This is a genomic window from Paenibacillus sp. FSL H7-0331 (genome assembly GCF_001956045.1).
This window is the reverse complement of the sequence record NZ_MRTH01000007.1, coordinates 1-26678: the sequence shown is the minus strand read 5'-3', so window position 1 is coordinate 26678 and position 26678 is coordinate 1. Positions and strand designations below refer to the sequence as shown.

Sequence of the window (26678 nt, the reverse complement as noted above, 5' to 3'; positions counted from 1 at the left end):
TATGTATCACCAGAAGGAGAACTCATGGACACGACACATAAACAACAATACTTTTCAAATGAACTGCTGGCGTGGTATCTTCGTCACCGCCGTGATTTGCCATGGCGTCGTAGTCGTAATCCCTATTATATCTGGATTTCCGAGGTCATGCTGCAGCAAACGCGGGTAGATACGGTCATTCCGTACTTTCACCGTTTTATTGAAAGGTTCCCCACAGTGGAAGCATTAGCTGAAGCACCGGAAGAAGACGTGCTCAAGCTGTGGGAAGGTCTTGGCTACTATTCACGGGCACGTAATCTGCAAGGGGCCGTTAGAGAGGTTCACGAACGATACGGAGGCATAGTACCCGATAATAAAGAAGAAATTTCCTCACTCCGTGGCGTGGGTCCGTATACGTCAGGGGCTATTCTGAGTATCGCCTATAACAAGCCTGAGCCTGCAGTGGACGGCAATGTGATGCGGGTATTATCGAGGTACTTTTTGATTGAAGAAGATATTATGAAGCCGAGCACAAGAGGAATAATGGAAAAGCTGGCAAAAGTATTGATTCCCGAAGGAGCTGCAGGCGATTTTAATCAGGCTTTGATGGAGCTTGGAGCTATGGTATGTAAGCCGCGTTCCCCGAACTGCCTGACTTGTCCGGTTATGGAGCATTGCTCAGCCCGTGAAGCGGGGATGGAGGAGCAGCTGCCGATTAAGAAAAAGGCCAAGCCCCCACGTCCAGAGCAGCGGGTAGCGGCATTAATTGCAGGCAGCGGTGATCACCAAGGTAAAGTTCTAATTCGTCAGAGACCGCAGGAAGGGCTGTTAGCCCGCATGTGGGAGCTGCCTCATACAGAGGTTCCGTTTACTTATATGGCCGCCAGTCCATCCTCGCCGGAACTTATACCAGAATCATTCAAGCTGCTGACGGACCAATTGGCAGAGGAAACGATCGGTATTATTCCGGAAAGATGGTTTATGCACGCTGAGCATACGTTCAGCCATATTCACTGGGATATGGATGTTATTGCATGCAGACTAGAGCCTGGTATCATTCCAAGCCCTGCAGGCATGCTGCTGCCTTCTCATTATCAATGGGTGGATAGCGCGACAATGGACAATTTTGCATTCCCGAACGTGTTTCTGAAAATATTGAATGCGTATTTTGCAGCCTGTACAGAGCTGTAAGCTACAGGGGGAGAAGTCTTTTCATGGCCTCCATTTTGTTAATGAAAATCATTTTTTTCTCGATGGTGATGATCTGATCCTCCTGCAGCTCCTGTAGTACCTTGGTTACGGATTCTCTGACGGTACCAGCCAGATTGGCAATCTGCTGGTGAGTCAGTTTCATATTGATCATCAATCTTCCCTGCTTAATGATGCCGTGATCCTGAGCAAGTCTGCATACGACTTTGATAATACGCATCCGTACGTCGAGGAAGGTAAGATCATAAATTTGCTCATTCGCTTTACGGAGTCTCTCCATCGTGACTTCAAGAAGTCTCAGACTCAGCTTAGGCGTTTGTTCGAGAAAATGATAAAATTCTGAACGCATTAATGTGTAGATTTTACAGTTTTCAAGCGTTTCCGCTGTAGCCGAACGGGTCAAGCCCTTTTGGATCAGCGACATTTCTCCGAAAAAATCTCCATCACGAAATAGTGCTAGAATAATTTCCTTGGCATAATCAATTCGGTAAATTTTGACGACTCCTGATTGTATAAGAAAAAATTCCTCTCCCAAATCTGCCTCGAAAAATAAAATCGTACCTTTTTTAAAATCACGCTCAACAAATAAAGGAGAAATGATCTCCAGATCACTCACTGCCAAATCTTGAAACAAGGGTACATTTTGTAACAACGGAATTAAACTTTTCATGAAAGAATTCATCTCTTTTCCAGTCTTAATGAACGAGTGCATCCTCTCCGATACGATAGATCATGATGTGTAGGTGACGGGATAAATCTATCTCTTCCGGATACCTTAGCTGCTCGCCCTGCTCATTGGTCAAAATTCTTACCACAGGCCGCTGCTTGAACGACGGGTTGATTTTCGATACAATGCCGGTTTGGCCGGTACTTAAGCGAACACTAAGGCCGACTGGATAAATAGCCACCTTATTTCGGAAAAATTCCACCTTACTCTTATCATACAACGTTCCAGCTCCGGTGAAAAGATTTTCTAATGCATGATCCGGTGGCAAGGAAGCGCGATAGGGACGTGGATTTGTCATCGCATCATAGGCATCCAATAAACCTACCCATTGAGCAAAAGGATGTACGCTTGTACCGGAGAGACTTAAGGGGTAGCCGGTGCCATTCACCTTCTCATGATGCTGCAGCGCACAGTGAGCAGAGAGTAGGGGAACACCAGGTATTTCACGCAGAAGCTTGAAGCCATGCTCGGTATGCTTCTTGATTTCTTCGAATTCCAATGGAGACAAGGATGTTTTTTTGGTCAGCAGGGAATGGGGGACCATCGCATTGCCGATATCATGGAACATCGCCCCCATACCGAGAGCTTCCAAGTCAGTCGTGCTATAGCCTTCTATCATTCCGATACGAGTTGCGTAGACAGCTACATTGAGTGCATTCTGGAAAAAGTGCTCGACCATGGAAAAAGTACTTCGATTCATCACCATCAACATAATCGTGTCGTCTGAAGGACGAATATGGGATTTCAGATCGTCCTTGAGCAGACCTATACAATGATTCGCAGTTTTGGATATCTGCTGCCGTTCGCTAAGCGTCACCGATTTGGAGGAAAGCAGCATTTGAAAGCTGCGAGTCAGTTGGCCGCGAATGACAAGACGTGTTTCTTCTCTTATGGAGTCCTCGATGTAGATGTCATCGGTTCGCTTGTCTTTAATGTAGATTTGCTGGAAGCCAAATTGGATCAGCTTATTGATCAGAGATTGACTGAGTTCCACGTTGTAGCCGATTAAAGTCTGACCTTCTTCAGAGATGATGGGTTTACCTAATCGCATACCGGGCTGAACCATAGAAAGAGGGAGTAATCTCATAGTATCAAATCACCTTTGCTTACTAGTAGTTTAGACACTATAACGATGATGAAATACGGGCCACAATGGTTCTCTAGTCATGTGTCTATGTGCTACATTATTCCACAAAGGTTGACATAATTCTGTGTATAATGCTACAAAAGTCAAGTGTTTATCAAATTTTGTCGTATAATGATCAAATTGTCCTATAAAACCGTTTAGAAAACTAACGGAGCTGCATCTATAGATAACGCAAAAAACCGGGAATGGAGGGTATCCAGTCCCGGTTTTACAATGTATGTCTTATTATTTACCAGCAGCAGCTGCGTAACGTTTGCCAACTTCATCCCAGTTAACAACGTTCCAGAAAGCTGAAATATAATCAGGGCGTTTGTTTTGGTACTTCAAGTAATAAGCATGCTCCCATACATCCAGACCCAGGATTGGCGTGTTGCCTTCTGAGATTGGGCTGTCTTGGTTAGGCGTGCTGCTTACAACCAATTTACCTGCAGGAGTTACGGAAAGCCAAGCCCAGCCGCTGCCAAAACGAGTAGCGCCAGCTTTAGCAAGATCTTCTTTGAACTTGTCAAATCCGCCAAGCTCAGCATTGATAGCATCAGCTAATGCGCCGGATGGTGCGCCGCCGCCGTTAGGTCCAATAATTTCCCAGAACAAGGAGTGGTTGGCATGTCCGCCGCCGTTATTACGAACTGCAGTACGAATGCCTTCTGGAATGCTGTCCAGGTTGGAGATCAATTCTTCAATGGACTTGGATTGAAGATCAGGGTGAGCTTCCAAAGCCGCATTCAGGTTAGTTACATATGCGTTGTGGTGACGATCGTGGTGGATCATCATCGTAGTCTCGTCGATGTGTGGTTCCAAAGCGTTGTTTGCATAAGGAAGAGCTGGTAATTGATGTGCCATTCGTAAATACCTCCTAATAGTTATGTAGATTCCAATTCAATCCTATTATCGCCTATATTCCATATAAAAGCAACATGTATGTATATTAAGTATCCACTACGCTGCTCAATCGGATTCAGACTCTAAGTCTTATTATTACAAAAGACCTATAAACTTATCCATCCACAGGACCAAGGAATTATCCAAAATATAGAAAATATGAGCACTAATACTCTTGAAAACGCTTAATAAACAGCGCTTTCAAGAGATTATTAATCATTTGTAAAGTTTTTTGTGTATTTTCAAATAAATAAGAAGGAATTTAGCTCTATTTGTCGTATTTTATACCAGATAGAAATAAACAAAACCATGCTGTGGGGAGAGTTCCGTTGATGCTTGTTCGTCCCTTTCAATTGTCCGACTATGTTTCTGTTACTGATTTATTCAAGCACGTATTAAGCGAGGCCTGTTATGATGAAACAATGGAAGCTTTTGCAAGGCAGCTTTCTTGGGATAGCGAGCTTGTATTAGTAGCTGCCGAGAATGAACAAATCGTAGGTGTAATCGTAGGTACGATCGACAATCACAACGGCTATTATTATCGTATCGCTGTAAGTACGGAATTTCAGCGACGCGGTTTTGGTAAGGCATTGATCGAATCGATGAGACAACGTTTTGTACAGCGTAAGGTACGCAAGATCATGATCACAGTAGATGTTCATAACGAGATGGTTTTACCGGTGTATGAATCCGTCGGCTATCAGGACACCGATTTCTCACGTTCCTCACACCGCTTGAGCATCGTAAACGGATAGTCTCCGTTTTCCTAACAATACGGAGTGTTTATAACGGGCACGGTCTGTTCGCTAACAACGGAGGCTGTGTTTTTTTGTGTTGGCACAACTGTTTTCCATGAACCAGATGTGTTATCATTTACGCAGGAACATATGATGTATAACCGAAGTAAAGTCAGAACCAACCGATATAGAATGAGGCGATAGTGAAGGATGGAATCCCATCATTCTCCTTGGGGAAAGCCTGCTGAAGTCTTCGTTGGTCTTATGTTACATATAGAAGGGTATGGACCTCATGGCGACTTTTTCCACGCATATCATCAAAAGCTTTAAGCATGACGGACATTTGCATCGGATGTGGGTTGAGAACGCTTTGGTTCCGGAATCGCTGCATCATGAATCACACAAAGCGGAATCGATGATGATCCTTATCAATAGTCAAACGAAAATTATTGAGGCGGACGGGAAAGAGTGGGTTAGCCGAATTCCAGGTGTCTCTTTTTTTATCCCCAAGCAGTGGTTTAATGTAGTCGCTCTATTGGAAGAATCGGGTGTGCGATATTACTGTAATGTTGCTTCACCTCCCTACTTGAGCGGGAACGTCATTACGTATATCGATTACGACCTGGATGTGATCCGAATGCCAGGCGGTGCTGTACATGTTGTCGATCAGGATGAATATGAGCAGCACAAGCTGATGTATCATTACTCTGCCATTGTAGAAGGAAAAGTAAAGCAGGGGCTGAATGATTTATTAAGCCGCATTCAGCTTGATCAAGCGCCTTTTCGCGATGAGTGGGTGCATTATTATTACCGAGAGTGGGAAAAGTGGAAAGGTTAAGTAAGGAATGGAGGCGTAAAATGGGCTTCTTTACTACCAAAAAATCGGAAGAACGACTATCAACAGACATGTTGGCAGCAGATCATTCAGCCGGGCTTTTGACAGAGGTCTGGAGTTGGACCAAATCCATTCTCATTGCCTTATTCATTGTGGCGATGGTCCATCAATACGGCTTTCACCTTTCAACTGTAAAAGGAGCTTCCATGCAGCCTACTCTTGAAGAAAATGAGTGGTTATTTATTAATAAAACCGTTCAATTCATAGGGAGTCCCAATCGTGGCGATGTTGTGGTCGTCAAGGAGCCGGAGGCCAGTGAGCCACAGCCAATTTTTCTGGTGAAACGGGTTGTAGCTGTAGCTGGAGATGAAGTCTGGATTCAGCAGGGGAAGCTGTATGTTAACGGATTGTTTGCGATGGAGAGCTACACGGATTCACCTATTGAAGACGGTAGTCTGGAGCCATATACGATACCACAGGGATCGTTGTTTGTGATGGGCGATAATCGCCACCGTCTCGCCAGCTATGATAGCAGGAGCTTTGGAGCTGTGACTCTGGATAAGATAGAAGGGCGGGCGGAGTTAATTGTGTGGCCGCTGTCCAAAATCAGGATTCTTTAATTTTCAAGCGAGGTGATGCAGAACATGACGGAAGCTGTGAACCAAAGTAACCGCATGGACTGGCATCAATTGAAGCAAGACATGCGTGAGGCCGCATCAGAGCTTGGTATTGATAAAATAGGGATTTCCAGCGCTGAGCCTTTTGTGGAATTAAAATCGATTCTGCTGCAGCATCGCGCCAAGGGCTATGAATCCGGCTTTGAGGAACCGGATCTTGATAAACGGACCGAGCCTGCGCTCAGCTTGGCAGAACCCAGAACGATCATTTCCATTGCTGTTGCTTATCCATCCAAGCTAGTTAATGCGCCGCGATCAGAGCTTGGTGCATATCGGGGTATCTTTTCCCGCTCGGCCTGGGGTTTGGACTACCATCAGGTGCTGCGCAACCGGCTGCAGCGGCTGGAGGCCTGGATTCGTGAACGCGTTCCTGATGCCCGGATGGAAAGCATGGTGGATACAGGGGCTTTGGTAGATCGAGCGGTTGCGGAGCGGGCAGGTCTTGGTTTTATCGGAAAGAACTGTTCGGTGATCACACCTGAATTCGGTTCATGGGTGTATTTAGGTGAAATGATTACGAATCTGCCTTTGCCTTCTGATGTGCCAGTAACGGAAAGCTGCGGTGACTGTACGCTCTGTATAGACGCATGTCCGACAGGAGCATTGGTTGGCCCCGGACAATTGAACGCGCCCCGCTGTATCTCCTATGTGACTCAAACCAAGGGGCATGTTGAAGAAGATGAAATGAAAGAAAAGATCGGAAATCGTCTATATGGCTGCGATACGTGCCAGATCGTATGTCCGAAGAACAAGGGAAAGAACTGGACGCATCATCCCGAGCTCCAGCCGGATGCGGAGCAGGTCAAACCGCTGCTGCTTCCGCTACTCAAGATGAGCAACCGTGAATTTAAAGAGCGTTTTGGTACAAGCTCCGCTGCGTGGCGCGGCAGGAAGCCCATTCAACGCAATGCGATTTATGCACTAGGACATTTTAAGGATCAATCCGCTGTTCCTGTTCTTCATGAACTGCTTATCACAGATGAGAGGCCGGAAATCCGTGCTTCCGCCGCGTGGGCATTAGGGAGAATCGGGGGCAAGCAGGCCGAAGTGGCCATAGAAGAGGCACTTGGTAAAGAACAGCACCAAACGGTTCTTATGGAGCTGGATAAAGCCTCTACGTCCTGTAAGCACTGATACAATTGATTTCTTTATCAGACTGTGGGTGTGGCATAGGCAGAATAGGCTCTGTCAAATTAAATATGGACGTGATACACACGATTTCAGCTGCTATTGTGGGCTGTTGACACGTTCGGAACGGAGACCCGATGAGATACGTACACATTGATAATGTAGAGCCAGGGGAGCATTTGGGTAGGACAATTTTTTCCGGTAATGGTGCTGTATTACTATCGGATGGGGTGCAGCTTACGGTTTATATGATCAACACCCTGAACCGCATAGGCGTTACGATGATTTACATTAAAGATCCGTTGTTTGAGGACATCGATATTATAGATATTGTGTCCGAGGAGACGAAGCGCGCGGTCATGCAGCGGATGGGACAAACGTTTGACTCCATCCGTTCAGGTAAAGATTTTAATACGCGTAATATTAACGGAAGCATTGATAGTTTGCTTGATGAAATTATGAAAAACAAAGATGTGTTGGTCCAACTGTCCGATATCCGGACCAAAGACAATGAAATGTATGTGCACGCGCTTAATGTGAGCATGATGTCTGCACTGATCGGGATTCAAATGGAAATGCCTATGAACCAGCTGCGGGAGCTTGTTATTGGGGCGATGCTGCATGATATCGGTAAGGTCGAATTGATTACGGACGATACATCCGAGGATTTAAAGAAGCATCACACCTGGCGTGGGTTTGAGCTGTTAAAGAACAAACGTGAGCTAAGCCTGCTTATTGCCCACGTCGCTTTTCAGCATCATGAGAAGATGAACGGCAGCGGTCTGCCAAGAGAGATGCAGGGAGATCAGATCCATCTGTATGCACGAATTGTAGCCGTTGCCAACACCTACGATAATCTGCTGTTTGATTTGTCGCTCGGTCGGCGCATGATGCCGCATGAAGCTTGTGAGCACATGATGGTATTGGCAGGGGAAGAGCTGGACAGAGAGATTGTGATTCAGTTCTTGCGTACGATCTCAGTTTATCCTACAGGGACTTCGGTAAGGCTATCTTCGAAAGAAACGGGCGTAGTGGTTGGACAGCACAGAGGACTTCCCGGACGTCCTGTCGTCAGAGTGGTTAAATCCGAATCAGGGACGGATTTGGAGGTCGTAGAAGTCGATCTGGCCAAGCATACAACCGTGTTCATTGATAGCGTATTACAGTGAGAACGGAGCAGCACTTTGCGGTAAAAGTGAGTTGTACCTAACCCTCTTATTTGTTAAGATACAATAATGATCAATAGTAGTGAGGTGAATAAGCAACGATGTGGGACTATATTATTCCAATACTTACTTTGCTTGTCGGTGCAGTCGGCGGATTTTTCGCAGGTGTGTATTATTTGCGCAGACAGCTTGAAAAGATGCAGAGCAATCCGGAGATGCTGCAGGAAATGGCCAAAAAAATGGGTTATAATCTAGACAAAAAGCAGCTCGGCAAAGCACAGCAAATGATGAAAAATCGAAAATTTCGTCCTTAAGTCCAGAGAGGTGGAACTAAAGTCATGCCAGCTAAAGATTATAAGAATACGAGTGTAATAAACAACCGTGCATTAATCGAGGGGCATGTCCGCGAGATTTTGCGGTTGGTTGGTGAAGACATTGATCGGGAGGGCTTGTTGGAAACGCCAGCAAGAGTAACCCGGATGTATGAAGAAATATTCGCAGGCTATGAGGCAGACTATAAAGATATTTTAGGTGTAACCTTTGATGAGAAACATGAAGAGCTTGTGATCATCAAAGATATTGTGTATTACAGCCAGTGTGAGCATCATATGGCACCTTTCTTCGGTAAGATCCATATCGGATACGTTCCAAGCGGTAAAATCGCCGGCCTTAGTAAATTTGCCCGATTGGTTGACGCGGTAACTCGCAAATTGCAGGTACAGGAGCGGATTACATCGGATTTGGCCAATATTCTTGAGGAAGAATTGACGCCTCATGGCTGCATGGTTGTTGTCGAAGGGGAACACTTGTGCATGTGCTCCAGAGGCGTGAAGAAAACGGGCAGTCAGACGGTAACCTCAGCCGTGCGCGGCACTTTCCGTACCAATGCGGCCCTCCGCTCAGAATTTTTGTCTCTACTCAAGCATTAACAACTAAACAGGCTAACGTCCCCCAGCTAAGGAAGGATGTTAGCCTGTTTTTTTATGTCCATACCTTTGAATCTCCGATCAAGCCAGTCTTTGATTCAGCTACTTGTCTTATATCCCGCTGCTAGCTGAGAGAGCTGGCTTGGTATTCATCCCCTTAAGAAATCCCATCGTCAATGATAAATAGGTTTTCTTTTGTGCTTTAAATATAAGCTCGTGTGTGTCATTAGGCGTAAGCCACAGCTGTGAGCTGGAGCCTGCAGATTGATTACGGAAAATCTCCTGAACCATTTCATAAGGAGCGCGTTGGTCCTGTTTACCGTGAATGAACAAGATCGGCATCGAGTACTGCGCTTCTTTCACTTGGTTATACGGAATTTGATTCAGACTAACACCGTTAATAAGCGGGAAAAATAAATGTACGAGCGCCAGTGAAGGGAACTTGGGCAGATTGGCTATTTGCTTCATGTTGTGATACATCGTTTCCGGCTCCAGAATGAAGGTGCTGTCCAGAATCATCCCATCGATATCTCTCGTCTGAAGCGCAGCTTGCAGAGCCGTTCCTGCCCCCATGGAGAAGCCCCATATATATACGGATTCTGCACCCTTATCTTTGGCATATTTGACGGCACCCAGCAGTTCCTGTGATTCGCGAATTCCACCGGTTGCACTGATTTCAGGTTGTACATATCCATAGTCGAACATCAGTACGTTGTAATTTTGCTTATGAAGCTCTTGAGCCAAGCTGTACAAAGGTACCCAAATTTCTTCTCTGTTGCCGCCGTAGCCATGTGAGAATATAACGGTTTTACCGATACTCGGGGAGGATGCCGCAGGGATATACCAGCCAGATAAGATCGAACTATCGTTCAAGCTTGGAAACGTAATGTCTTCGTACGCCGCTCCAAACGACAGGCTTGGATTGGAGCGCAATGGATCGATATGAGGTCTTGCCAAGGACCAGGCAATATAGGCATGGAACGCCATCACAAGGCTGAATAGAAGCAGTAGTAGCGAAATGAGTGCAATAAGCACCTGTTTAACTCTACGCTTGACTAGAAGCGGCCGATTGAGAGCGGTTTCTAATTGGGCAGTAGTTAATTGAACGGATGGCAAGGGGTTGGTTTCCATCGAAATCCCTCCTAGTTGACTAAAATAACATGGTGTTGAAAATGCACAGCGGACGGCTATTTACTAAGACAATAGGATCCCGATGATACGTTATAAAACATTCATAGGTTGTAGTTGATTCAGCTTCTTATTTATAATAGTAAGACCGGAAACGTGTATCGTCAATCAACGGGGAGAAATGTAAACATGTTGTAATATACATGTAATAGTGGACCCAAATTCTGGATTTTAGTTAATAAACACTTTGCGGTATACGCAGACATGAGTTATACTATATGTAACAGGGTTTCATCAAGTGAAACTGAAAATCGGAGGAAATCGTGATGGAGGACGGCAAATTAACAGTGCGTGCGGTTGAGCGCGCTTTGGATATACTGCTTTGTTTTACGGATGAATCTGACCTGAGCTTGACGGAAATTGCCGTCCGCGTATCCCTTCATAAAAGCACAGTGCATCGCTTGCTGGCTTCACTGGAGGGAAAGGGCTTTATACTGCGCGACTTTGCAACGGATAAATATCGATTGGGTTTTCGAATATGGGAGCTTTCTGCCAACATGGTGCATACTCATGATCCCGCTATGATTCTGCTTCCGGAAATGGAACGATTACGTGATCAGCTGGATGAGACGATCAGTCTTTATGTATGTGACGGCTTGGAGCGGGTTCGCGTGCAGGCGGTAGAAAGCAATCAAGCGATAAGACGAGTGGCTCCGATTGGGGCAAGGCTACCGTTGTATGTCGGTGCATCGAGCAAGATTCTGGTAGCCTTCGCCGAGCCGCAGCTGTTGGAGGCCCTGATGAAGGCTCATAATTTACCAACGGCCCTGGAACGGACTGTATTTCTTCAGCAGCTGGCTGAGGCCAAGGAATTGGGCTACGCAACAAGTGTAGAAGAACGAGAGCTTGGAACCGCCGCCGTAGCTGTACCTATCTATAATCAGGCACAACAGCTGGTAGCTTCATTAGCGGTCAGCGGTCCTTCTAATCGATTAACGCTGGCAAAGATGAAGGAGCATGCTCCTGTACTGATCGAAGCTGCTCGTCGAATGGGCAAGATGCTTAGATGAATGAATCCCATCATTAATCCCAACACAGCTTACCGGATTGTCGGAAAAGCTGTGTTTTTTTGCTGGACCACACATCTGCTGTATAACCCATCATGCTTATCAAGTCTGACCATAAATACAAATAAACCTCATAGACCATTGAACATGGTGTATGAGGCGTGAGCACTATGCTGTATGTTGTACAGCTTATGGATCAACAGGCAAAGGCTTTTGCTTATCCAGCTTGACAGTCAGTGTAATGGTTCCACCCTTTTTATTGATGATGGATGTGTTCCTCTGCTGTGTACGTAGTCCAACGGATTGGGCACCGCTAATCTCTAGCGTCAAGGGAAACGATTCCTGTTTATACAAATTGGCTTTACCATCTATATTGACTGAAAGGTCCACCATTTCCGTTTTATCCTGGCTTACCAGATTTATAGTGAGATACTTGTAATCCAGAGGAATGACGGCAGTTTCGATCTCACCGTCTTTTTTGACGTTTTTGGCTAAAGTGCCTAAGTCATTGTTAGGGCCTTGCAGCTTGAAATAATCGCGTACCTTGACTGTTGTGGGATTGGAGCCGCTGCCCCCAGTTGTTCCTCCGTAACCTCCTGAGCCGTTGCCTATAGAGCCTGTCAGACCACCTCCGCCAGCACTGTTTCCTTGGTCTCCGGTATTGGCTTGCTCAAGGTTAATGCTGGAATAATCCGGCAACCAGTAATTTTTCTTGAGAAAGTTGTAAATACGGTTTAGGATCGTTACAGCTTCTGCGCGCGTAACTTTATCCAGTGGACGAAAATATCCATCTGCTGTTGCTGTCATAATCCCGGAAGCCTGCAGACTGGCCAGGCTGCTTGATTGTGCATTGGAAAATCCATCGGTTCCAAAACTGCAATCGACCGCGTCTGTTCCCATAAATAAAGAGGGTAAAACGCCATTGCTGGTCGTGATCTGGACATTTGCGTTATCCAAACGACCGTCTGCTTTTGCAGCTGCATCATAATCCTCTTTATTTTTGAAAAACTTCACAGGCACATCTCTGAGGCTCGCTGTAACGGAACACACATCGTTAGAGCTTAATCGCCGATCAATCAAACGCGTATCGAAAAACGAATACAGCATGTTGGATAGCTCTAATCGGCTTAGTTCTGTATCTGGCTGGAAGGTCAGTTGTCCATCCGGAGCAACTCCATATACGCCCCACTGGAACGAATAGTTGAAAATTTCTGAAATAGGCTGATAAGCCCAATGCTGTGTAGTTACATCGGCAAATCCATTAATTTTTTGCTGTCCTGTTGCCGTTAAATTAGGACGATACGTATTAAACAGATTGTAAATCATTTTCGTCCATTCCGCTTTGGTAATTGTTTTGTCTGGTCGAAAAGTACCATCCGTATAACCGTTCAGCACCTGTTTTTCCGCCATTACATAAATGGAGCTTACCGCCCAAGCCTTCTGCTGCATATCGATATCGCTGAACGAAACTTGGGCTTTGGCTGACGGGCCGGGCACAATTAAAGCAATGGCCAGCAGCCATGCAGCCGATTTCATCTTTTTAACGTACTTGTTTATCATGTTCCAATCCTCCAATCTCTCCCATTATATCGGTAAAACTTAGAAGAAAGTTGATATTTGTATTGCAAGATTGTGAGCGGGGAACTTTTTTCAATGATTGTTAAAAAAAATATGCTCTCAAGCCGATATAAGTATCATAGTCTATTGGGGAAATTCTGCTTTCAGGTAAATAATGCTAGAGGGGTTAGAATTAGGGTGGTGATGGTAGGACAAGTTCGGGGAAAGTTGGAGCCAAATTACGATTTATAAATAAGGAGCGATTGCATTGAAATACTTGAAACACATGAAGAAATTAATAAACTTTACGCTTATGTTTGCATTGCTGGTATCGATTCTTCCATTACCTGCGGCTCAGGCAGCATCCAGTTTTTTTATTCCTGACGACGCGTCACTGGCGGTAACAGGCAATATGGATATTTCCTCCACGCCTGCTGCACGCGCCAACCTGAATCGGACGACAGCGAAAGTTACGAATGCAGGCACTCTTTCTATTACAGGTTCATTTCAGCAAATGACGGGCAGTACCTTGACGTTAACTGTCGATCAAATCGTTTCGATCAACAATACAGCCTGGACAGCGCAATCCGGCAGAACCTTTAATACGTCGGTCGGTGCTACCAATAATCGGTTTCAGATTAGCGGCGTTCAGTTGTTTCCCGGTTACAATCGTCTGACCTTTAACGGGTCACAGGGCGGTGCCACGAAAACTGATGTGTTTTACGTGCTGTACGATACGGCACCGTTAATTAATACATTGCAAATTACGTCGAATAACCAAAACTATGATTTGAATGAGAGTACAGGCTTGGTTCTGACGAATAGTGTAGCTTACATTCAAGGGAATGCAAGTAATGCAACTAAAGTAACGGTTAATGGGCAAAGCGCTTCAGTTCTAAGCAACGGGCTCTATTACGCTCCTGCAATTACATTGACTCCCGGGCTAAACAAATTCGATATCACATTGTCCAATAACACGGATTCCGTTAATGTAAAGCGTCAGGTGTATTACTATGACCCGACTCAACCTTTCACTGCAGTCAGTATAACTGAAGGAGCGGAAACAAAGGATATACTGGGTACAATTCCGACATTAACGGACCCTGCTGGCACAGCATCACTTACGATGGAATTGCTGTATCCATTCCAGGCTGAAACCTTTGATAATACGAATGTCGGTATTACTATAAACGGGCAGGCTGCAACGATAAACGGTACTGCTGCAGAAACGGTCATTACCAATACGTATGGCGACCCTGCTTATAAATTGGTCAAGTTTAAGACTACTGCATTTAATCTGCCGGCTACAATCAGCGATCCAAGCTCCACACAGCCGGTTATTGTGTCCCTATCGTATCCTACATTAGCAGCAGCTCCGATTGCTATTGGTAAAGCTTTTAGCTTCAAGCATGTTTCCGGAAAAGTAATCAGAGGTGTTGAGCTGTTATCGCCTGAATATACATCGGGTGGCGTTATTGACAACGATACTTCGGCGGTTCCTTTCAATGGATCAAGTGTAACGGGATCAGATTTTTATATCATGGTTGATCCCTCACAAGCCTTAGTGGCTGGTGAATTAAAGGTCGCCATACAGCCTGTCGGAACCGTAACGCTGGGAGTTACATTGGATGCAGTTGTTCCAGCAGCGGGTTCGATTCATGCAGGCAAGCAGATATATAAAATAACTGGTTTGCCTGAAGGTACCCAGACATTGGCGTTCTCCGCTGGAACAGCTCCGGTTTCCTATACAGGTAAAATTACTTTCGTAGCCAAGCTGTACGTCGATCTGGATAATATCTACAATGACCAGGTATTCAATATTAATTCTTCAGCAGCAACGGTTCAAAGCATCACGTTAAAAGGTAAAATCATCGGTTTTGGTAACAGCATGCTGGCCAAGCAATTAATTATTAATAATACGAGTGTTCCATTTCCAAATATTTCTGCAATACAGCCAGATGGTTCATACAATATCGACCCAACTGATTTAATCATTGGTGACTCCGATCTTGCCACACCGGGCGTACAACCAGGACCACTCTTCACAGGACGGAACGTGCTCAAAATTATTGTCGACTATAGTGATAACGCACTTCCTACGCCGGGTGTTTTACGTAAGTACACGAAGGAAGTTACGTTCTATGTCGTGGATGAGAACACACCCAACATCAATATCGTTCGTCCGCTAACGCCTCCGAATGGGCCGCGCGGAGATATCAGCAGTACAGACCCAACTGTTTATTTACCGGCTTCACCAGAGCTAATTTTAAGTAATAACACTTATACGACAACATTGGCTAAATTCGACTTTTTCATTGAAGGTGCAGGGGCGAATCTTGTCACTGTCAGAGAAGGCCAGAATCTGATGTATACCGGTACTCCTACACCAGGATCTACTGCTGGTAATGCTTATTACAGCTCGGTTAACTATGATGGGACAACAAGCGGGTTTAAAATTCGTATGAATGATGTTCCCCTATCTGCCGGAACCCATGTGTACACGATTGAATTCACGAATACCGCTGGTGCCAAGGTAAACCAGACGCTTACCGTTATAAGTCAAAGCGTTCCGTATCGGTTGCTTGCGCCTATTGCTAATACGGGTGAAGCGATCATTGTAAATAAGAATTTCATTACTTTCGATGTGGAAGCGGTTGGAGCTTCTGATGTGAAGATTAACGGAAATTCTGCAAAGCCTCGTACAGACGTTGCGAATCGTTTTGTTTACACATTAACGGGTTTAAAAGGTGACACTGACAATAAAATCAATCTGGTAGTACAGAATGGTACTAACCAAGCCAAGGAAACGATTACTGTTCGCTATGTAACGAGTAATGGTGTAGGCGCCATGTTCATGGAACCGCTTGGCACGAAGCATGATGTATTCAACAAAAATCTGCAATTGACTTTCCCTAAGACAAACGTGCTGCGCCGCGTCATTGATGGAAAGATTGAGCCGACAGGTAATATTCTGTTCGGGATTGCTGATCCTAAGAATGGTAATACCGATCTTGTGAATGATTATAATCAAAAATTGGGAACGGATATTGACTACCGGACACCGCAAACATCACAAACTGTCATCCCTATCGACAGCTCGTTATCCACGCAGTTCTCGAATGATTTGGGTCGTGACCATTTTACAAGAGTATCAGATTATTTCTGGATCTCCGCAGGACTTGGTGAGCAATCCAAGGTAGGAGCTTCTGATTATAAATACGTTACAGGTGGATTAGCTCCATATTCCACAGAAGGAACCTACACGCGTTATAACAATTATGCCAATCGTAAAATTTCACCAACTGACCGTGGAACGTTAACCCTTAAATACAATGATGCTGTAGTGGATCAATCAGCTACGGAAGTAACGGTATTTTATTTGGGAGACGATGGAATTTGGAGAAATATTGGCGGAGAAGTCAATATTAAAGCAAAAACGATTGAGGTTCCATTTGATAACTTCGGATACTATATGGTTGGTAAGCTGAAATATGGTTATGAGGATGTATCCAATCATGAGTGGGCAAGGAATATTTTGCAAACACTGCTGGCTAAAGGGTACATGCCTGCACTTCGCAGCAACGATTTTGGAGCTTCTGATTATGTAACACGTGGTGAATTTGCTGCTTTACTTGTTCGTTCATTAGGTATGAGATTAAATTATGATGATAAAAAGACATTCTTCGATATCATTCCAGGAAGCCGTTCGGCCACATGGAATTATGAAGAAATCGAAACAGCTGCAAGGGCTGGTATTGTTCAAGGATTGAACGATCTCGTATTTGCACCGGATTTACAATTAACACGCCAAGATGCTGCGGTGATGATCTCACGCGCATTGAATGTGAAGCTGGCCGTTAATGATGATAAGCTCAAAGCGAAAATTGAAAAAGCTTTTGCTGACAGTGACTCCATCAATAATTACGCTCGCTCGGCAGTTGATGCATTAAACTCTGCAGGAATTATGGTCGGCAGCAATGTCGTATCACCAATTCCTTCCAAGAACAAACCGCTTGTCAACTTCTATCCTTTAGCCAATATGACAAGGGCTGAAGCAGGACAAGTTGCTGTACGATTGCTGCAAAAATATTTGAAGGCTCTGCCAGCTAACCTGTAGGTTGTAGGTAGGTAAAAGCATTGCACTTGAAATAAGCAACGGGTAACGGTTAACGGTTAATTACAGAACGACTGGAAGAGGAGACTGTTTCCTTAAGCAGATTGTGTGCTTACGGAACAGCCTCCTCTTTGTGTTCTTCACTATCGGTATGATAACTCACAAATAAAGAGGCTATCCCTGAAGTCTATGGACCTCAGAAATAGCCTCTCATACATGATGCTATTTGCCTCAATTTATTCAGCGATCATTTGGCGAAGGACCGTTTGGAGAATACCGCCATTGCGATAGTAATCAATGTCAACCGAGCTGTCCAAACGCACAACGACTTCAAAGCTGAAGCTGGTTCCGTCCAGACGAGTAGCAGTGACTGTTACATCCTGACCTGGCTGCACATTGTTATCCAAGCCTGTAATATCAAAAGTTTCAGTACCTGTAATACCAAGTGCACTCCAGCCATGTCCTGATTTGAATTGAAGAGGAAGCACGCCCATACCTACGAGGTTGGAGCGGTGAATACGCTCAAAGCTTTCAGCAATAACGGCTTTAACACCCAATAGGAATGTACCCTTTGCCGCCCAGTCACGGGAGCTGCCTGTACCGTATTCTTTACCTGCAATAACGACAAGATTCGTGTCTTGATCCTGATACTTCATGGAAGCATCATAAATCGATTCGACTTCACCTGTTGGAAGGTAAGTAGTTACGCCGCCTTCAGTTCCTGGTGCTACCTGATTACGAATACGAATATTAGCGAATGTTCCGCGCATCATGACTTCATGGTGACCGCGGCGGGATCCGTAGGAGTTGAAATCTTCTTTTCTAACGCCATGCTCCATCAAGAACTTGCCAGCAGGACTGTCAGCCTTAATGTTACCAGCAGGTGAGATATGGTCGGTTGTTACCGAATCGCCAAGCAGTGCCAATGTTTTTGCACCATGGATATCAGCCATATCGGCAACACCATCGCCTAAGCGCTCAAAGAAAGGAGGATTTGCGATATAAGTCGATTTTTCGTCCCACTCGTACAGATCACCCTCAGGAACCTCGATCGCATTCCAACGCTCATTAGCACGGAACACATTTGAGTACTTCTCACGATAAATGCTTGGGCTCATGGCTGTAGCAATTGCCTCTTGAATCTCTGCATTGGATGGCCAAATATCTTTCAAGTAAACAGGTTGATTGGCTTGGTCATAGCCGATTGGATCGTTAGCCAGATCAATGTTAACCGTTCCAGCCAGAGCATAAGCGACAACTAACGGCGGGGATGCCAAATAGTTAGCTTTGACTTGAGCATGAACACGGCCTTCAAAGTTACGGTTACCGGATAGTACGGCAGCCACGGTCATGTCGTTATCAGTGATGGCTTGACTTACTTCATCCGGCAAAGGACCGGAGTTTCCGATACAGGTGGCACAGCCGTAGCCTGCAACGTAGAAGCCTAAAGCTTCAAGGGATTCCAGCAAACCTGCATTTTTTAAATAGTCAGTTACAACCAGCGATCCTGGAGTCAAGCTGCTTTTTACGTAAGCAGGTTTTCTTAAGCCGCGGGCAACTGCCTTTTTGGCTACTAAACCGGCACCGATCATAACGCTTGGGTTGGAAGTGTTGGTGCAACTGGTTATAGCAGCGATAACAACAGCGCCTGTACCCATTTTGCTAACATCGCCATTGGCATGCTGTACATCAATAACTTCTTCGATTTTGGCGTCACTTAAGCCGTAACCGCCTTTTTCGATCGGTGTGCGAACAATATCATGGAAGGCTTGCTTCATGGAAGTTAATTCAACACGATCCTGTGGACGTTTTGGACCTGCCAAGCTTGGTACGACTGCTGACATATCGAGCTCAATAACGTCACTGAATACAGGGTCAGGTGTATCATCAGTACGGAACATGCCTTGTGCTTTATAGTAAGCCTCAACCAGAGCGATTTGATCATCCTCACGGCCAGTTCCTTTTAAATAATTAAGTGATTCGGAGTCAACAGGGAAAAATCCTACTGTAGCACCATACTCGGGAGCCATATTGGCAACTGTTGCACGGTCAGCCAGACTGATATTGCTAAGACCAGGGCCATAGAATTCAACAAATTTACCGACAACACCTTTTTTACGAAGCATTTGTGTAACAGTTAGGGCCAAATCGGTAGCCGTTGAACCTTCTGGAAGATTACCAGTCAGCTTGAAGCCAATAACTTCAGGTGTGACAAAATACAAAGGCTGTCCAAGCATACCCGCCTCAGCTTCGATACCGCCAACTCCCCAGCCTACGATACCAAGACCATTGATCATCGTTGTATGGGAATCCGTACCTACCAGTGAATCTGGATATACTTCAGTATCGCCGTCGATTACCTTGGTGGCAGCTACGGAAGCCAAATACTCGAGGTTAACCTGATGCACGATACCTGTAGCTGGTGGAACAGCACGGAAATTGTCAAATGCCGTTTGAGCCCAACGAAGGAAACGATAACGCTCTTCATTACGCTCGAATTCAATATTCATATTGGTTTCCAAAGCGTCAGCGGTACCAAAAGCATCAACCATAACCGAGTGGTCAATAACCAAATCAACAGGTACAAGCGGATTAATTTGCTTAGGATTTCCACCAGCAAGCTTTACCGTATCTCTCATAGCGGCCAAGTCAACTACAACCGGAACCCCTGTGAAATCCTGCAAAACAATACGAGCGGGAATAAAAGGAATTTCCTTCTCTTCTCTGCCTTCAGTCCAGGTTGCGATTTGTCTTACGTGCTCTGATGTGATAGCTCTGCCGTCAAACTGACGAACAGCTGCTTCGAGAAGCACCTTAATGGAAAAAGGCAGCGCGGAAATATTGCCGTGTCCTTGTTCTTGAAGTCCAGGCAAACTGTAGTATTGGTAAGTTTTACCATTAACTTCGAGCGGTGTACGTACTGAGTAATGATCTTTTCTAGCCATGTGTGAATGTCCTCCTTTGAATGATAAGTCTGTATTTCAGGATGAGCCATTGTCCAAAACAACTTCTGTTTCATGGAATGAAACAAGATTTCATAATTGTTATAAGTTAAGTATACATGCTGCGGAAGGCTACGTAAAGGTTAAATTGAATCATTATCAGACGTATTCCTTCATATATTGGAATCATTAAGGTATGTGCATGAGCTTGTCCTGACTGTGATACAAATTGGATGAAAATCGGTCATTTGATATCAATGGAGGTAGACCGCATGTCATGGAAAATGATGCTCTACGAATATGTTCATCATAAAAATCAAATGAATCTGGATTATTCGGTTGAGCCCTTACTGCCATTCGTCACGGATGTTCCATTCCTGCAGGCACAAATCAGGCGTCTGGCCAGGACCTCGCAAAACGATCAGGATCGACATTATTCCCCAGTAAAAAATGAGACAAGACTTACTATCACGCAAACCATTGAGCAGCCCGCATATGTGACAGCATCCATCAGACTTAGGCAGTCCATGGTCGGAATCATAGGAGTGACTGAGCATGAAGAGAAGCGGCTGGAAAGTGAGCAGCTTACCTTCGAAGAGCAAGAAGGTAAATGGGTCATTACAAACATTCAATCCACAGGCAATGAGCTGCTTCAGCCTACCCAGCGGGTGGTTATGTCCCCTTCTGCAGCCTCAGTCCCCCAAACCGTTGACCAAGGATTGCTGAAGCTTTCCTCTATGCCGTTTTTAAATTATGAGGTGCTTCCTTATTTGGAGCCGGCTCTTAGGAAAAATTACTACGATCGCCATAAAGCAGTTCAATATGCTGATCGGTGGTGGGATCAAGCTAATCCGGCCTATCTGGAGTTCGAAGTCGACTGCAGCAATTATATATCCCAATGCCTCTTTGCAGGTGAAGCTCCTATGCACTATACTGGAAAAAGAGATTCTGGCTGGTGGTATAAAGGCCGCAATAACAGTCAGGAGCTGTGGAGCTTCAGTTGGGCTGTAGCACAGAGTCTACAAGGATATATGACATCAAATGATCATGGACTGCGGGCGAAAGAAGTCCATAAGGCCGAAAACCTTGAGTTGGGAGATGTCATTAGCTACGATTGGAATGGTGACGGGCGTTATCGCCACAGCACGATTGTAACTGCTAAGGATGCCAATGGGATGCCCTTGGTCAATGCACATACGACAAACAGCAAGCATCGATACTGGAGCTATAAAGATTCGTATGCCTGGACAGAACAGACGCGGTATCGGTTTTTGCATGTGATCGACCAAGACTGATGGTTAGACATGCTCTTAGCTTACGGGATTCAGTAGGTTACTATTCACATCTTACAATTCATTTTCGGAGGTTATTATGAACGACAAAATTCGCATTGGCTTAATTTACGGTGGAAAGTCTGGAGAACATGAAGTTTCGCTTCAAACTGCACTTGCCGTTACTGCAGCCATTGACATGAGTAAATATGAAATTATACCATTTTACATAACCAAACAGGGTGAATGGCGCTCAGGCTTACAGCTGCAAGGACCACCCAAGCATATTGCGGAGCTGCAATTTGAACCGACTGCAAGCTCTGAAGAAGCTTTTTCCATTCAGCCTATCTTCAATTCCCTGCAGCCCTCAGGATCAAGTGCAACCGATGGAGCTGCATCCATACAACAGATTGATGTGGTTCTACCTTTATTGCATGGGACATTTGGAGAAGACGGTACGATCCAGGGTTTGCTGGAAATGGCCAATATTGCATATGTAGGCGCAGGTGTTCTAGCTTCGTCGGTCGGTATGGACAAGGTCATGATGAAAAGAGTATTTGAGCAGGAAGGCTTGCCGCAATGTATATTCCGCCACTTTACAAGAACACAATGGGAGAAGGACAATGCTTATTTCATTATGGAGATTGAAGTGGCCATCGGATATCCTTGCTTTGTTAAGCCTGCTAATCTCGGGTCCAGTGTCGGAATCAGCAAAGCCAAAAATCGTGAGGAGCTTATCGAAGCCATTCATAGTGCCTTTCTATATGACCGTAAAGTTATTATAGAAGAGAATGTGAATGCCCGAGAGGTGGAAGTCGCAATTTTGGGGAACGATGATCCTGAAGCATCTGTGGTGGGAGAGGTGGTTTCCACAGGAGAGTTTTACGATTACAAGGCCAAGTATGTAGACGGGACCTCCTCCATGATTATACCAGCGGAAATTCCAGATGAGCTGTCTGAACGAATTAGAGAGCTTGCTATTCGTGCTTATCAGGCAGTAGACGGCTCTGGATTGTCCCGAATTGACTTTTTCATACGTAAAGAAGACAATCAGCTATTCATTAACGAAATTAATACGATGCCTGGATTTACGCCTTTCAGCATGTATCCTTTACTCTGGAAGGAAACCGGCAAGCCTTACGCTCAATTGTTGGATGAACTGATTGGGCTTGCATTGAAGCGCCATCAAGACAAGCAGCGGCTGCAGTATTCATTTGAGGTATAATTGGATGAGAAGTCTTTTACAATAATTATTTTGAAAGGGGAGTTCGTATGGGGTTCCAGACTGAGTTCAATTCCGTATGCAAGTTCAAATCCGAGCAGGAGCTCTACGAGTTATTGGAGTACGGCCGAAGCAAAATGGTTAAAAGCGGATTTCGTGTGTACCCGACAGGCCAAATGGTTATTGCGTACAGTCTCGATAACAAAGCGGTTGCCATAGTCAAAATTTTGGTGTCAATCGCCGAAATTAATTTTCAAGGCGAAGAGATTACCCAGGTTGAAATGGAGCTGGTTCGCCGATTAACGGAAGAAGAGGCACGCATTCAGACCGCTTTGGCTGATGAAATGTATTTTAGTCTTGCTTCCAACTAATAGCTTAACATCGAGCATCTTGCGCTGCGGCGGCAAGGTGTTCTTTTTATTGTTGTCATGATTTTTATAGACCCTGTGATTGTAGGGCATCCTATGGACATATCTGAAAATTGGAGCTGATATGCCACTATGATCGTACGTCTTGGTTATGTTGCGATGTCCATGCAGGTATCTAATGCGTCTCCATCCAAAACAATGACAGCCGCCAGCTTTGATAAATTGAATAATCGGGCCGCAGCGGTCCGCAAGCTGGAGCGTATAGCCATAGAAAATATACACAATACGCTGCGTCTCCTTAAGCACAACCGGGCACACGATATCGAATTATACCGATGTTCCTCCAAACTGATCCCGCTGCGCGGTCATGAGATGCTGAACGATTGGAACCCAATGGTGGTGCTGGCGGAAGCTTTTGCGGAGCTTGGAAGTTATGCTATTAAAAATGCGATGAGACTCAGCTTTCATCCCGATCATTTCACCGTCCTGAGCACTCCGCGTGCAGATGTGCTCGCAAGCTCGCTTAAGGATCTGGATTCACACGTCACTATGCTGGAGGCGATGGGTCTTGATGAGTCGGCTAAATGCAATATCCACATGGGTGGCATGTACGGTGACAAAAAGATTGCTTCTCAGCGTTTTATCGATCGTTTCAAGGCATTGCCAGAGCGGATTCGCAATCGAATGACACTGGAAAATGACGATAAAACCTTCACAGCCTCCGAAACACTGGAAGTATGTGAAGTGACGCATACACCCATGGTACTCGATATTCATCATCATGAAGTAAATCATGAGGAGGAAATAGCAGATAGCGCGGTACTGTGGCCGCGTATTTTACAGACATGGAAAGGACAAACGGAGCAGGGAACACAATTGGAGCTTCCACCCAAAATTCATGTATCCAGTCCAAAAAGTGAAAAAGATACGAGGAGTCATGCCGACTTTATTGATCCCGGACCCCTGCTTACATTTCTAAGGTCAATTGCCCCGCTAACGCCAAGGGTCGATGTGATGATTGAGGCCAAAAAGAAAGATGATGCCTTATTCCAGCTGATGAAGGAAATCAGTGAGGAGCCTGAACTAGAGGTTTTAAACCAAGCGTCCTTTAAGCTTTGAGATCAGACTGTAACCGTATTGGATTATTCATATGAAAAACTTCGTTATTGCTTGAATATTTTGTCCAAATGAAGTACCTTGAGAAAGGAGTGATAATGAACGTATTTTAATGTTGAGAGGGGAATTTATTAGTATGAGTGGACTTTTATCCGGTAAAAATATACTTGTTATGGGTGTTGCAAACGATCGCAGCATTGCGTGGGCAATCGCCCAATCTTTATCTGCACAAGGGGCTACACTTGCTTTTACATTTGAGAACGAACGTGTGGAGGAACGGGTACGCAAGCTTGCGAATACGCTTCCCAATACAACGGTTTTACCTTGTAATGTAACGGTTGATGCAGAAATCGATACATTGGCTACTATCGTCAAGGAACAGTTTGGCGTGCTGCATGGTTTGGTACATAGTATTGCATTTGCCAAAACGGAAGAGCTCGAAGGGTTGTTTGTAGATACTTCACGTGAAGGTTATGCGCTGGCTCAGGATATTAGTGCCTACTCCTTGGTAGCTGTAGCTCAACGGATGTATCCGTTGATGACCGAAGGTGGCAGTATCATGACAATGACTTATCTTGGTGCCGAACGTGCAATGAAAAATTACAATGTTATGGGTGTTGCCAAGGCTGCCCTGGAAGCAAGTGTTCGTTATTTGGCTAGTGATCTTGGACAGTTTAATGTACGTGTTAACGCCATTTCTGCGGGTCCTATTCGTACATTGGCAGCCAAAGGCATCAAGGATTTCAATTCGATACTTCGCAGTGTTGAGGAAAAGGCTCCGATGCGCCGTACAACCGAAGTTGCAGAAGTGGGCGATACCGCGATGTTCTTGATGAGTCATTTGTCCCGTGGCATAACTGGAGAAGTTATATATGTAGACAATGGATACCATATCGTAGGGGTATAATTCAAATAACAAGTAAATAGTATAGTTAGACCAGCAGAGCTGTTGAGGAATCAACAGCTTTTTTTATTGCTCTTTTGTACAAGCGACTGAAGAGTGAGCATCATAAGATAACATTAGAAATCTACTAATAGATTATCTTATCGGTAGGGTGTGTGGCAATTCAGAAGTATGTTGAAACTTTGTGGCAATTAAAGCGTATATTCACTATACTAACTACTAGTTGTACCACTACTATAAAACTTTTTTGGAAAAAGGGCTGATTGGAATGTCTAATGAAGGAAATAACTCCTTCTCGGTTGGAAGTAAAAGCTTTACCGCTGTAGCCATTAATACGGCCTCCAAGGCAGGCGAATGGGTTCAAAGCAAATTGGGAGATTTCAACAGCTTGAATACCAAATACTCTTCTCATGATCTAGTAACTGAAGTAGATAAAGGTGCGGAAAAAATGATCCGCAATTTGATTCAAACCCATTTTCCGCATCATTCGATTCTTGGGGAAGAAGGGGTTGAACCGGGGCCAGCCGCTTCGGTCCAAGCTTTAAAGGACGTTAGCGATGCTGAATATTTGTGGATTGTTGATCCTTTGGACGGTACGACTAACTTTGTTCATGGCTTCCCGTTTTTTAGTGTCTCCATTGCGCTGGCTTACAAAGGGGAGGTCATCGTGGGTGTGGTTTACAATCCTATTCACAATGAATTGTTCGTAGCGGAAAAAGATAAAGGCGCCTATCTAAGAGGCAAACGGATGCAGGTATCGAAAGAGAGCAAGCTGATCGATAGTCTAGTTGCAACCGGATTACCAGCCGATCGCGAGGGTGCATTACCTGTAAATCTGCGTGGTTTGAATGCATTGTCTCCTAAGGTTAGAAATATCCGTGTTGCTGGTTCAGCAGCTTTGCATATGGCATATGTAGCTGCTGGCCGCTTGAGTGGTTTTTGGGAGATTGGTTTGAATTCGTGGGATATGGCAGCTGGGGCTTTGCTCATTAAGGAGTCCGGTGGATCGATAACGGATACTGAAGGTAATCCCTATACATTAAATGTACGGAATGTGCTTGCGTCGAACGGATTGATCCATGACCAGCTTCAACATGAGTTGACCATGGCTAACGCAATATCTATTGAGAACTAGTGTTAGACTTTATATAACCTCCTCTTAGTCCGTAATTAGTGGACAGGGGAGGTTATTTTCTTCTTTCTGGTATCCGTTTGTATTTCCGGCACATATTCGTTTCGAGCTTGATTATCGACTCCCCAAAATATTATTTGATTTATGCCTTGACTTCTATGATTGTCCTATGATATATTACTTCTCGCCGCTAAAAACGGTGTACGTGTTACGAAAGATTTTCATTTGAACGCAAAATGAAATAAAAAATAACACTTGCATAAATAACTAGCGATGTGGTATAGTATAAAAGTTGCCGATAAAACTAAACAATGAAAATTGTTGAAGACGAGACGGTACAAAATGTTAGTTTTAAAATAAGAATTGTCCTTTGAAAACTGAATCAACGAGTGAGTAAATAGCAGTACAAGAGAATGCAAATTCTCGTCAGCAGTGAATGAGTGC

22 protein-coding genes are annotated in these 26678 nt (G+C 44.8%); 16 read left to right on the top strand and 6 right to left on the bottom strand.

The window, feature by feature from the left end; all coding sequences use genetic code 11:
* Positions 1-24 precede the first annotated feature (24 nt).
* The gene (gene mutY, locus BK127_RS12110) at positions 25-1170 is read left to right on the top strand and encodes an A/G-specific adenine glycosylase (RefSeq protein ID WP_076230324.1); all 1146 of its coding nucleotides are present in this window, start codon (positions 25-27) and stop codon (positions 1168-1170) included.
* Between the two features lies 1 nt (position 1171).
* On the opposite strand, the gene BK127_RS12105 is transcribed toward mutY, so the two are convergent.
* From BK127_RS12105 to BK127_RS12095, 3 genes are all read right to left on the bottom strand, one after another.
* Entirely contained in the window at positions 1172-1858 is a 687-nt protein-coding gene (locus BK127_RS12105) for a Crp/Fnr family transcriptional regulator (RefSeq protein WP_076230323.1), read from the bottom strand.
* A gap of 25 nt (positions 1859-1883) precedes the next feature.
* On the bottom strand, positions 1884-3002 hold the full coding sequence (locus BK127_RS12100; RefSeq protein ID WP_076230322.1) for an HD-GYP domain-containing protein: 1119 nt from the start codon (positions 3000-3002) through the stop codon (positions 1884-1886).
* A 285-nt stretch (positions 3003-3287) separates the two neighbouring features.
* A complete protein-coding gene (locus BK127_RS12095) occupies positions 3288-3905 on the bottom strand; it encodes a superoxide dismutase (RefSeq protein ID WP_076230321.1) in 618 nt (205 codons plus the stop codon).
* A 371-nt stretch (positions 3906-4276) separates the two neighbouring features.
* Here BK127_RS12095 and BK127_RS12090 point away from each other — a divergent pair, with 371 nt between their 5' ends.
* From BK127_RS12090 to folE, 7 genes are all read left to right on the top strand, one after another.
* On the top strand, positions 4277-4699 hold the full coding sequence (locus tag BK127_RS12090) for a GNAT family N-acetyltransferase (RefSeq protein ID WP_076230320.1): 423 nt from the start codon (positions 4277-4279) through the stop codon (positions 4697-4699).
* A 274-nt stretch (positions 4700-4973) separates the two neighbouring features.
* The gene (locus BK127_RS12085; RefSeq protein WP_076230319.1) at positions 4974-5519 is read left to right on the top strand and encodes a DUF402 domain-containing protein; all 546 of its coding nucleotides are present in this window, start codon (positions 4974-4976) and stop codon (positions 5517-5519) included.
* A gap of 20 nt (positions 5520-5539) precedes the next feature.
* Positions 5540-6136 carry a signal peptidase I gene (lepB, locus tag BK127_RS12080; protein WP_076230318.1) on the top strand — a complete coding sequence of 199 codons (597 nt, stop codon included), beginning with the start codon at positions 5540-5542 and terminating at the stop codon, positions 6134-6136.
* A 24-nt stretch (positions 6137-6160) separates the two neighbouring features.
* A complete protein-coding gene (gene queG, locus BK127_RS12075) occupies positions 6161-7327 on the top strand; it encodes a tRNA epoxyqueuosine(34) reductase QueG (RefSeq protein WP_083689250.1) in 1167 nt (388 codons plus the stop codon).
* Positions 7328-7458: 131 nt separating this feature from the next.
* Positions 7459-8490, top strand: coding sequence for an HD-GYP domain-containing protein (locus BK127_RS12070; RefSeq protein WP_076230316.1), 1032 nt, complete (start codon positions 7459-7461; stop codon positions 8488-8490).
* Positions 8491-8588: 98 nt separating this feature from the next.
* Entirely contained in the window at positions 8589-8801 is a 213-nt protein-coding gene (locus tag BK127_RS12065; RefSeq protein ID WP_076230315.1) for a YneF family protein, read from the top strand.
* A 24-nt stretch (positions 8802-8825) separates the two neighbouring features.
* Positions 8826-9416 carry a GTP cyclohydrolase I FolE gene (gene folE, locus BK127_RS12060; RefSeq protein ID WP_076230314.1) on the top strand — a complete coding sequence of 197 codons (591 nt, stop codon included), beginning with the start codon at positions 8826-8828 and terminating at the stop codon, positions 9414-9416.
* Between the two features lie 108 nt (positions 9417-9524).
* On the opposite strand, the gene BK127_RS12055 is transcribed toward folE, so the two are convergent.
* A complete protein-coding gene (locus BK127_RS12055; protein WP_076230313.1) occupies positions 9525-10544 on the bottom strand; it encodes an alpha/beta hydrolase in 1020 nt (339 codons plus the stop codon).
* Between the two features lie 323 nt (positions 10545-10867).
* Between BK127_RS12055 and BK127_RS12050 the strand changes: the two genes are divergently transcribed.
* Entirely contained in the window at positions 10868-11611 is a 744-nt protein-coding gene (locus tag BK127_RS12050; protein WP_076230312.1) for an IclR family transcriptional regulator, read from the top strand.
* 186 nt (positions 11612-11797) lie between these two features.
* On the opposite strand, the gene BK127_RS12045 is transcribed toward BK127_RS12050, so the two are convergent.
* Positions 11798-13168, bottom strand: a complete 1371-nt coding sequence (locus BK127_RS12045) for an S-layer homology domain-containing protein (protein WP_076230311.1) — start codon at positions 13166-13168, stop codon at positions 11798-11800.
* Positions 13169-13451: 283 nt separating this feature from the next.
* Between BK127_RS12045 and BK127_RS12040 the strand changes: the two genes are divergently transcribed.
* Positions 13452-17282: an S-layer homology domain-containing protein gene (locus tag BK127_RS12040; RefSeq protein WP_179097455.1), complete on the top strand. Its 3831-nt coding sequence runs from the start codon at positions 13452-13454 to the stop codon at positions 17280-17282.
* Positions 17283-17515: 233 nt separating this feature from the next.
* Here the strand turns inward: BK127_RS12040 and acnA are convergent, their stop codons facing one another.
* The gene (acnA, locus tag BK127_RS12035) at positions 17516-20224 is read right to left on the bottom strand and encodes an aconitate hydratase AcnA (protein WP_076230309.1); all 2709 of its coding nucleotides are present in this window, start codon (positions 20222-20224) and stop codon (positions 17516-17518) included.
* A 269-nt stretch (positions 20225-20493) separates the two neighbouring features.
* Between acnA and BK127_RS12030 the strand changes: the two genes are divergently transcribed.
* From BK127_RS12030 to BK127_RS12005, 6 genes are all read left to right on the top strand, one after another.
* Entirely contained in the window at positions 20494-21516 is a 1023-nt protein-coding gene (locus BK127_RS12030) for an amidase domain-containing protein (protein ID WP_076230308.1), read from the top strand.
* Positions 21517-21592: 76 nt separating this feature from the next.
* Positions 21593-22717: a D-alanine--D-alanine ligase gene (locus tag BK127_RS12025; RefSeq protein WP_076230307.1), complete on the top strand. Its 1125-nt coding sequence runs from the start codon at positions 21593-21595 to the stop codon at positions 22715-22717.
* A gap of 47 nt (positions 22718-22764) precedes the next feature.
* Positions 22765-23085, top strand: coding sequence for a hypothetical protein (locus BK127_RS12020; RefSeq protein ID WP_076230306.1), 321 nt, complete (start codon positions 22765-22767; stop codon positions 23083-23085).
* 129 nt (positions 23086-23214) lie between these two features.
* Positions 23215-24201: a UV DNA damage repair endonuclease UvsE gene (uvsE, locus tag BK127_RS12015; protein WP_076230305.1), complete on the top strand. Its 987-nt coding sequence runs from the start codon at positions 23215-23217 to the stop codon at positions 24199-24201.
* A 133-nt stretch (positions 24202-24334) separates the two neighbouring features.
* Positions 24335-25105, top strand: a complete 771-nt coding sequence (fabI, locus tag BK127_RS12010) for an enoyl-ACP reductase FabI (protein WP_076230304.1) — start codon at positions 24335-24337, stop codon at positions 25103-25105.
* A gap of 265 nt (positions 25106-25370) precedes the next feature.
* Positions 25371-26237 carry an inositol monophosphatase family protein gene (locus tag BK127_RS12005; protein ID WP_076230303.1) on the top strand — a complete coding sequence of 289 codons (867 nt, stop codon included), beginning with the start codon at positions 25371-25373 and terminating at the stop codon, positions 26235-26237.
* The last annotated feature ends 441 nt before the right edge of the window (positions 26238-26678 follow it).

Coding starts and splice junctions, on each gene's coding strand:
- BK127_RS12105 (WP_076230323.1), bottom strand. CDS start 1,858: ATGAAAAGTTTAATTCCGTTGTTACAAAATGTACCCTTGTTTCAAGAT.
- BK127_RS12025 (WP_076230307.1), top strand. CDS start 21,593: ATGAACGACAAAATTCGCATTGGCTTAATTTACGGTGGAAAGTCTGGA.
- lepB (WP_076230318.1), top strand. CDS start 5,540: ATGGGCTTCTTTACTACCAAAAAATCGGAAGAACGACTATCAACAGAC.
- BK127_RS12065 (WP_076230315.1), top strand. CDS start 8,589: ATGTGGGACTATATTATTCCAATACTTACTTTGCTTGTCGGTGCAGTC.
- fabI (WP_076230304.1), top strand. CDS start 24,335: ATGAGTGGACTTTTATCCGGTAAAAATATACTTGTTATGGGTGTTGCA.
- BK127_RS12005 (WP_076230303.1), top strand. CDS start 25,371: ATGTCTAATGAAGGAAATAACTCCTTCTCGGTTGGAAGTAAAAGCTTT.
- BK127_RS12040 (WP_179097455.1), top strand. CDS start 13,452: ATGAAGAAATTAATAAACTTTACGCTTATGTTTGCATTGCTGGTATCG.
- BK127_RS12070 (WP_076230316.1), top strand. CDS start 7,459: ATGAGATACGTACACATTGATAATGTAGAGCCAGGGGAGCATTTGGGT.
- mutY (WP_076230324.1), top strand. CDS start 25: ATGGACACGACACATAAACAACAATACTTTTCAAATGAACTGCTGGCG.
- BK127_RS12085 (WP_076230319.1), top strand. CDS start 4,974: ATGGCGACTTTTTCCACGCATATCATCAAAAGCTTTAAGCATGACGGA.
- queG (WP_083689250.1), top strand. CDS start 6,161: ATGACGGAAGCTGTGAACCAAAGTAACCGCATGGACTGGCATCAATTG.
- BK127_RS12100 (WP_076230322.1), bottom strand. CDS start 3,002: ATGAGATTACTCCCTCTTTCTATGGTTCAGCCCGGTATGCGATTAGGT.
- uvsE (WP_076230305.1), top strand. CDS start 23,215: ATGATCGTACGTCTTGGTTATGTTGCGATGTCCATGCAGGTATCTAAT.
- BK127_RS12090 (WP_076230320.1), top strand. CDS start 4,277: ATGCTTGTTCGTCCCTTTCAATTGTCCGACTATGTTTCTGTTACTGAT.
- BK127_RS12020 (WP_076230306.1), top strand. CDS start 22,765: ATGGGGTTCCAGACTGAGTTCAATTCCGTATGCAAGTTCAAATCCGAG.
- BK127_RS12030 (WP_076230308.1), top strand. CDS start 20,494: ATGTCATGGAAAATGATGCTCTACGAATATGTTCATCATAAAAATCAA.
- BK127_RS12045 (WP_076230311.1), bottom strand. CDS start 13,168: ATGATAAACAAGTACGTTAAAAAGATGAAATCGGCTGCATGGCTGCTG.
- BK127_RS12050 (WP_076230312.1), top strand. CDS start 10,868: ATGGAGGACGGCAAATTAACAGTGCGTGCGGTTGAGCGCGCTTTGGAT.
- BK127_RS12055 (WP_076230313.1), bottom strand. CDS start 10,544: ATGGAAACCAACCCCTTGCCATCCGTTCAATTAACTACTGCCCAATTA.
- folE (WP_076230314.1), top strand. CDS start 8,826: ATGCCAGCTAAAGATTATAAGAATACGAGTGTAATAAACAACCGTGCA.
- acnA (WP_076230309.1), bottom strand. CDS start 20,224: ATGGCTAGAAAAGATCATTACTCAGTACGTACACCGCTCGAAGTTAAT.
- BK127_RS12095 (WP_076230321.1), bottom strand. CDS start 3,905: ATGGCACATCAATTACCAGCTCTTCCTTATGCAAACAACGCTTTGGAA.